Genomic DNA, 6,680 nt, shown 5'->3' with positions numbered 1-6,680 from the left:
CACCGGCACCGGCGGCACCGGCACCCGCCTCGCCGACGCCAGCCGCACCGAGGCCCGCACCGACACCGGCGCCGACGAGCTCGCGCTGGGTCTCGGCATCCGTCCCGTCGCCCGGGCCCTCACCCTCGGGAGCCGTCCCGCCGTCGGCACCGCCGTCGGTGCCGCGGCGACGCGCTGCGCGCCGCTCCTTCGCGCCCTCGACGAGGTTGTACAGCGTCGGCAGCACGAGCAGCGTCAGGACGGTCGACGACACCAGGCCGCCGATCACGACGATCGCGAGCGGCTGCGAGATGAAGCCGCCCTGGCCGGTGATCCCGAGCGCCATGGGCGTGAGGGCGAAGATCGTGGCGAGGGCCGTCATGAGGATGGGGCGCAGACGCCGCGAGCCCCCGGCGACGGTCGCGTCGTGCGCCGTGAGGCCCTTCTCGCGGTACTGGTTCACGAGGTCCACGAGCACGATGGCGTTCGTCACCACGATGCCGATGAGCATCAGCACGCCGATGAGCGAGGCGACGCCGAGCGGTACGCCCGTGATGATCTGCAGGAGGATCGCTCCCGTCGCCGCGAACGGCACCGAGACGAGCAGCAGCAGCGGCTGGCGCAGCGACTTGAACGTCGCCACCATCACGATGTAGACGATGAGGATCGCGGCGAGCAGGGCGAGGCCGAGCTGCGAGAACGCATCCTGCTGCTGCGTCACGACGCCGCCGAGCGTCGCGTCGGCCGACGCGGGCAGGTCGGCGTCGGCCAGGGCGGTCGTCACCGAGGCGGACGCGGTCGCGAGGTCGTCGGTCGACGGGGTGACCGTGACGGTCGACGTGCGCTTGCCCGCCTCGGTCGTGATCGACGTGGGGCCTTCGCTCTCCTCGACCGTCGCGACCTCTTCGAGCGCGATCGGGCCGGTGGCACTCGGCACCTGCAGCTGACGCAGCTCGTCGAGCGACGCGGGCGTCTCGGACGCCGCGAGGTAGACCGTCAGCGACGTGTCGTCGATCTCGACCGTGCCGATGGACTGCGGCTGCATCGTGTTCGACACCAGCGCGCCGACGGCGACCTCCGACAGGCCGAGCTGGGCGGCCTTGTCGCGATCGACGGTCACGGCGATGTAGGGCAGCGACGCCGCCAGGTTGCTCGTGACCTGGCCGACGCCCTCCTGGCCGTCGACGGCCGCGATGACGGCATCCGTCGCCGTCTGCAGCGTGTCGGAGTCGGGGGCCGTCACGTCGATCGCGATGTCCGTCGAGCCGAAGCCGCCGCCGCCGGCGGCGACCGTGATCTCACCGGCGTCGTCGAGGTCGGCGACGGCCGCCTGCACCTCTTCGCGCAGCGCCACCTGGTCGACATCCGGGTCGGTCGTGATCGAGTAGGTGATGCCGCTGCCGCCGCCCGAGAACGCGTCGCGCAGGGCGGAGCCGCTCGAGCCGATCGACACCTGCACCGTCTCGATGCCGTCGATGCCGAGGAGCACCTCCTCGACCTGCTCTGCGGCAGCGCTCTCGGCTTCCAGCGAGGGCGCGGCGCCGATGTCCTGCGTCATGGTGAAGGTGTTCTGGCCCGAGTCGCCCAGGAAGTTCGTCTTCATGAACGGGGCCGCGGCGATCGTGCCCACGAGCACCAGCACCGCCAGTCCGAGCGTGATCCACGAGTGCCGCAGCGTCCACCGGAGGATCGGCAGGTACGCCTTCTGCAGACGGCTGGGCGGGGCGGCCGGGTCCTCGGGGTCGATGGCGACGCCCTCGGCGTCGAGGATCGGCTTGCCGGGCTTGAGGAACCAGTAGGCGAGCACCGGCACGATGGTCAGCGCGACGAACAGCGACGCGGTCATGGCGATCGTGACCGTCATCGCGAAGGGGCGGAAGAGCTCGCCCGTGACGTCGCCGACGAACGCGATCGGCAGGAATACCGCGACGGTCACGATCGTCGACGCCGTGATGGCCGAGGCCACCTCGCGCACGCCGCGCAGGATGGCGGTCATCTTGCCGGCATCGCCGACGTAATGCCTCTTGATGTTCTCGATCACGACGATGGAGTCGTCGACCACGCGCCCGATCGCAATCGTGATCGCACCGAGCGTCAGGATGTTCAAGGAGTAGCCGAACGCCTGGAGGCCGATGAAGGTGATGAGCAGGCTCGTCGGGATCGAGATCGCCGCGACGAGGGTCGAGCGCACCGACAGCAGGAAGACGAAGATCACGAGCACCGCGAAGACGAGGCCGAGCAGGCCCTCCTTCGCGAGCGTGTCGATCGACTCCTGGATGTAGGGGGCCTGGTCGAAGACGACGGTGAACTCGGCACCGTCGAGCGAGTCCTCGAGGTCGGGAAGGATCGCGAGCACGCCGCGCGACACGTCGACGGTGTTCGCCGAAGGGAGCTTCGTGACCGCGATGGTCAGGGCGGGCTCGCCGTTCACGCGCGAGACCGTGGTGACCGGGTCGGCCTCTTCGACGACGGTCGCGACATCTGCGATCGTCGCCGCGCCGCCCTGGAACTGGTCGGCCGTCGAGGGCACGAGGGGCAGCGCCGCGATCTCGTCGACCGACGTGATCTTCGAGCCGGTCTGCACCGTGAGCGTCTCGTCGTTCTCGGTGACCTCACCGCCGGGAAAGAGCACGCCGTTCTGGTCGAGCGCATCGCGGATCGCCTGCTGGGTGTAGCCGGAGGCGGCGAGCTCGGCCTGGTCGGGCGTGATCGTGACGCGCTGGCCGACGCCGCCGACGATCTGGGCGGCGTTGACGCCTTCCACATCCTCGAGATCGGGGACGACGGATGCCTCGAGCTGTGCCTGGATCGTCGCTTCGTCGTCGTAGCCGGTCACCGCCAGCTGGATCACCGGGAAGTCGTCGATGCTCGCCGAGATGACGTTCGGATCGACGCCCTCGGGCAGCTGGCTCTTGATGCGGTTGATCGCCTGCGTCATCTTCTGCTCGGCGGTCGCGAGGTCGGTGCCGTAGGTGAAGGACGCCTGCACGATCGAGGCGTTCGTGGTGCTCGTGGCGCTCGACGACTCGAGCCCAGGAACACCCTGGATCGCGGTCTCGATGGGCACCGACACGTCGTTGCTCACGACCTCGGGCGACGCCCCCGGGTAGGTGGAGACGACGATGAGTGCGGGGAACTCGATCGAGGGGATGAGCTCTTGCTTGAGGTTCGTGAGCGCGAGTCCGCCGAAGATGGCGGCGACGATCGTGATCAGAGCGATCAGAGCGCGGTTCTTGAGACTCAGGACGGCGAGGTTCGACACACGGAGGCCTTCGCTGGTGTGGTGGTGCAAGGGATGCGGGAGCCCGCACGATACGGAGATGTATCGGCTGTCAGTATTTCATGCGGTTCTCATATGAGATTCCTGAACCCGCCTGCGCTCAGGGCGCCGCGATCCCCCCGCCGAGCAGGAGTCCGAGGCCCGCGGCGAGCACCGCGAGCGCGAGGGTGCCGAACAGGTTGAGGGCGGCATCCCTCCGGCGCTTCCGCTGGGCGAGCAGCACCGTCTCGACGGAGACCGTGCTGAAGGTCGTGTAGCCGCCGAGCAGGCCGAGCCCGAGCACCAGCGACAGCTCGGGGGCGATGGCGGCACCGAGCCCGGTGATCACCCCGAGGGCGAAGGACCCCGAGACGTTCACCACGAGGATGCCCCACGGGAACCGCATGCCGCTCGCCGGCGTGAGCAGCCGGTCGACGACATAGCGGAGTCCGGCGCCCACGCCGCCGGCGAGCGCGGCGAGCAGCAGCCAGAGGCTCACTCGGCGTCCTCGGGGAGCTCGATCGCGCCTGGCCGGTCCGAGATCCGGCGTCCGAGGAAGAGTCCGGCGAGCGCTCCCCCGACACCTGCGACGACGGATGCCGCGGCCAGCCCCACCGCGAGCCACGGCGTCGTGACCCACAGCGCCGTCGCGACGGCGAACGCGCTGTAGGTCGTGAACCCGCCCATGATCCCTGTGCCGAGGAACGCACGGGCGAGTGGACTGCGGTCGTCGAGCCAGCCGACGACGATCCCCAGGATCAGGGATCCGGCGACGTTGATGCCCAGCGTCACCCACGGCACCGCAGCGGGATCGTCGACGGGTGCGACCACGAGCGCACGCGCGAAGACGCCGATCGCCCCACCCGCCACGGTGACTCCGAGCACGCGCGGGTCGACGGGCTGCGGCATCCCCTCACGCTACTCCGGCGCCCGAAGTCGCTGAGCCTGTCGAACGGCGCTTCGACAGGCTCAGCGACCGCGACCGGGGCTCAGCGACCGCGACCGGGGCTCAGCGGCCGGGGCGGAGCAGGCCGCGGATGGCGGACTCGGGGGTGATCGACAGATCGAGCAGGTGCCCGTCGCGATAACGGGCGAACACGCGCGGGTCGATGTACGAGCCGCGCGCGACCGCCGGTGTGTTGCCGAGCGCCTCGGCCGTCGACCGCACTGCGAGCATCTCGGCCCGCTTGAGGTCGGTCTTCGTGTCGACCGTGCCGATGCGCGCCAGAGCGTCGGCCGCGAGGATGGTGCCGCGAAGGGTGCGGAAGTCCTTCGCCGTGAACCGGCCTCCGGTGAGCGATCGCACGTACGCATTGACCTCGGCCGGCGTGAGCGGCACCCGGCGCCCGCCGCGCTGCCATGCGAGCAGCGGTGAGCGGGAGCGCCCCGCGGCCAGCAGTTCGATGGCGGGGGCGAGGTCGGCGTCGTCGATCTCGAGCAGCTGCCGCTTGCCGCTCTTGCCGGGGAACGACAGCGACACGACGGATGCCTGCACCGAGGCGTCGCGCCGCTGCAGCGTCGTAAGACCGCGGCTGCCGTGCGCGGCGAGGTAGCGCTCGGATCCGATACGCGGCGCCGCGTCGTCCAGGAGCCGGAACGCGACCGCCAGCACCCGCTCGCGGTCGAGGGCGTCGCGCCGCAGGGAGGTCGTGACCCGCGCTCGCGCGCGCGGTAGCGCCTCGGCGAGCGCGAGCGCCCGCGAGAACTTTCCGCGGTCCCGGCCCGCCGTCCAGTCGGGGTGGTAGAGGTACTGCCGGCGGCCGGCGTCATCGACGCCGACGGCTTGGATGTGCCCGTCGGGGCGCGCGCTGATCCAGACGTCCTGCCAGGCGGGCGGGATCACCAGCGCCTGGATGCGGGCGAGATGCCGGGGCCCCGGAGCGCGGCCCTTCGCATCGACGTAGCGGAAGCCGGATCCCGCGCGCAGTCGGCGAAAACCCGGATCCTCGTAAGGCCGCGAGCGGACGAGTTTCGCCATCCGCTCACGCTACCCGGATCGCCGGTCCCGCCGGAGCGGCCCTCGACCGGCTCGGCGGCGGGACCGGCGACCACGTCGTCAGTGGTTGCGGATCATCGAGATGAGCTCGGACTTCTTCTTCCCCGAGTAGCCCTTGAGGCCGAGCTCCTTGGCTCGCTTGCGCAGCTCGGGCACGGTGCGGTCGTCGTAGTCCTTCGCGTTCGCGCCCCGCCGGCCGACCGTCTTGCGGCCCTGGCTGGCCGCCGCGTTCGAGATGCGGGCGGCCTTCTCCTTCGAGGCGCCCTCGTCGCGGAGCTCCTCGTACATGTCGCGGTCCTTGAGGCTGGACCCGCGTCGTCCTGGCATGGCTTCCTCCTTCGGTCACCGCCTCGTGGGCGGATGTCACAGGCCCTTGCCCCCGGTGACCGGCAGGATCGCGCCCGACGTGTACGTCGCGTCGTCGCTCGCCAGGTAGACGTAGGCACCGGCGAGCTCGGCGGGCTGTCCCGCCCTGCCCAGGGGCGTGTCTTGGCCGAACGACTCGAGGCGCTCGGCATCCCACCCCGTCGCCGGGATGAGCGGTGTCCAGATGGGTCCCGGGGCGACGCCGTTCACGCGGATGCCCTTCGGGCCCAGCTCCTGCGCAAGCGCCTTGATGAAGGCGACTTGCGCGGCTTTGGTCATGGCGTAGTCGATCAGCCCCGGCGAGGGGTTGAACGCCTGGATCGAGGTCGTCACGATGATCGACGACCCGGGCTCGAGGTGCGGCACCGCCGCGCGCACGGTGAACATCTGCGCATACAGATTGGTGCGGAACACGCGGTCCCACTCGGCGGTCTCCATCTTCTCGATGCCGTCGCGGTCCTTCTGGTATGCCGCGTTGAGCACGAGCACATCGAGGCCGCCGAACTCGCCGACGGCACGATCGACGATGTCGGCGCAGAAGTCCTCCTCGCGCAGGTCGCCCGAGATCGGCAGAGCACGAGCACCGGCCTCGGTGACCCAGCGGGCGGTCTCGTCGGCGTCTTCCTGCTCCTCGGGGAGGTACGTCAGCGCGACGTCGGCACCCTCCCGCGCGAACGCGATGGCCACGGCGCGGCCGATGCCGGAATCGCCGCCCGTGATGAGGGCCCGGCGCTCCGCGAGGCGCAGCGAGCCCCGATACGAGCGCTCGCCGTGGTCCGGTTCGGGGCTCGTCTCGTCCGTCAGGCCGGGCTGCTCCTGCTCCTGCGGGGGGAAGGAGCCGTCGTGATGGGCGGTCGTCGGATCAGTGGACGGGGATGTGCTCATGACGGCGAAAATACGGGTGGGCACGAATGCTCTCATGGGGCTTGACATCCTCGCCGCTCCGCCTCACCCGCCGTGCGGCCGCCCCACGTATCACCGGAAAAGCAGCGTCGTCAACCCCCTGGGGGCGGCGACGGCGTGGTGCCAATCTCGGTTCATGCCCACGAGGCATGCGATGCATCCCGTGCATCGACGACG

The 6,680-nt window shown here is 70.5% G+C and carries 6 protein-coding genes; all 6 read right to left on the bottom strand.

Annotated elements, in window-relative coordinates; all coding sequences use genetic code 11:
* The coding region (locus VIP82_RS02445; RefSeq protein ID WP_331905701.1) for an efflux RND transporter permease subunit at nt 1-3,241 on the bottom strand (3,241 nt) is incomplete at its 3' end.
* 118 nt (nt 3,242-3,359) lie between these two features.
* A complete protein-coding gene (locus tag VIP82_RS02440; protein ID WP_331905700.1) occupies nt 3,360-3,737 on the bottom strand; it encodes a fluoride efflux transporter FluC in 378 nt (125 codons plus the stop codon).
* Nucleotides 3,734-4,147: a fluoride efflux transporter FluC gene (locus tag VIP82_RS02435; RefSeq protein ID WP_331905699.1), complete on the bottom strand. Its 414-nt coding sequence runs from the start codon at nt 4,145-4,147 to the stop codon at nt 3,734-3,736. Before VIP82_RS02435 ends, VIP82_RS02440 begins: the two co-directional genes overlap by 4 nt.
* A 100-nt stretch (nt 4,148-4,247) precedes the next feature.
* Nucleotides 4,248-5,216: a DNA topoisomerase IB gene (locus VIP82_RS02430; protein ID WP_331905698.1), complete on the bottom strand. Its 969-nt coding sequence runs from the start codon at nt 5,214-5,216 to the stop codon at nt 4,248-4,250.
* Nucleotides 5,217-5,294: 78 nt separating this feature from the next.
* Nucleotides 5,295-5,561, bottom strand: a complete 267-nt coding sequence (locus tag VIP82_RS02425; protein WP_331905697.1) for a DUF7218 family protein — start codon at nt 5,559-5,561, stop codon at nt 5,295-5,297.
* A 36-nt stretch (nt 5,562-5,597) separates the two neighbouring features.
* Complete coding sequence (locus tag VIP82_RS02420) at nt 5,598-6,485, bottom strand: SDR family oxidoreductase (protein ID WP_331905696.1); 888 nt, start codon at nt 6,483-6,485, stop codon at nt 5,598-5,600.
* Between the last annotated feature and the right edge of the window lie 195 nt (nt 6,486-6,680).

The sequence above is a fragment of the Microbacterium sp. genome, from assembly GCF_036566905.1.
In the GTDB taxonomy this organism is placed as follows: domain Bacteria; phylum Actinomycetota; class Actinomycetes; order Actinomycetales; family Microbacteriaceae; genus Microbacterium.
Note: the sequence above shows the minus strand (reverse complement) of the source record. Positions and strands in the feature narration are given on the sequence as shown.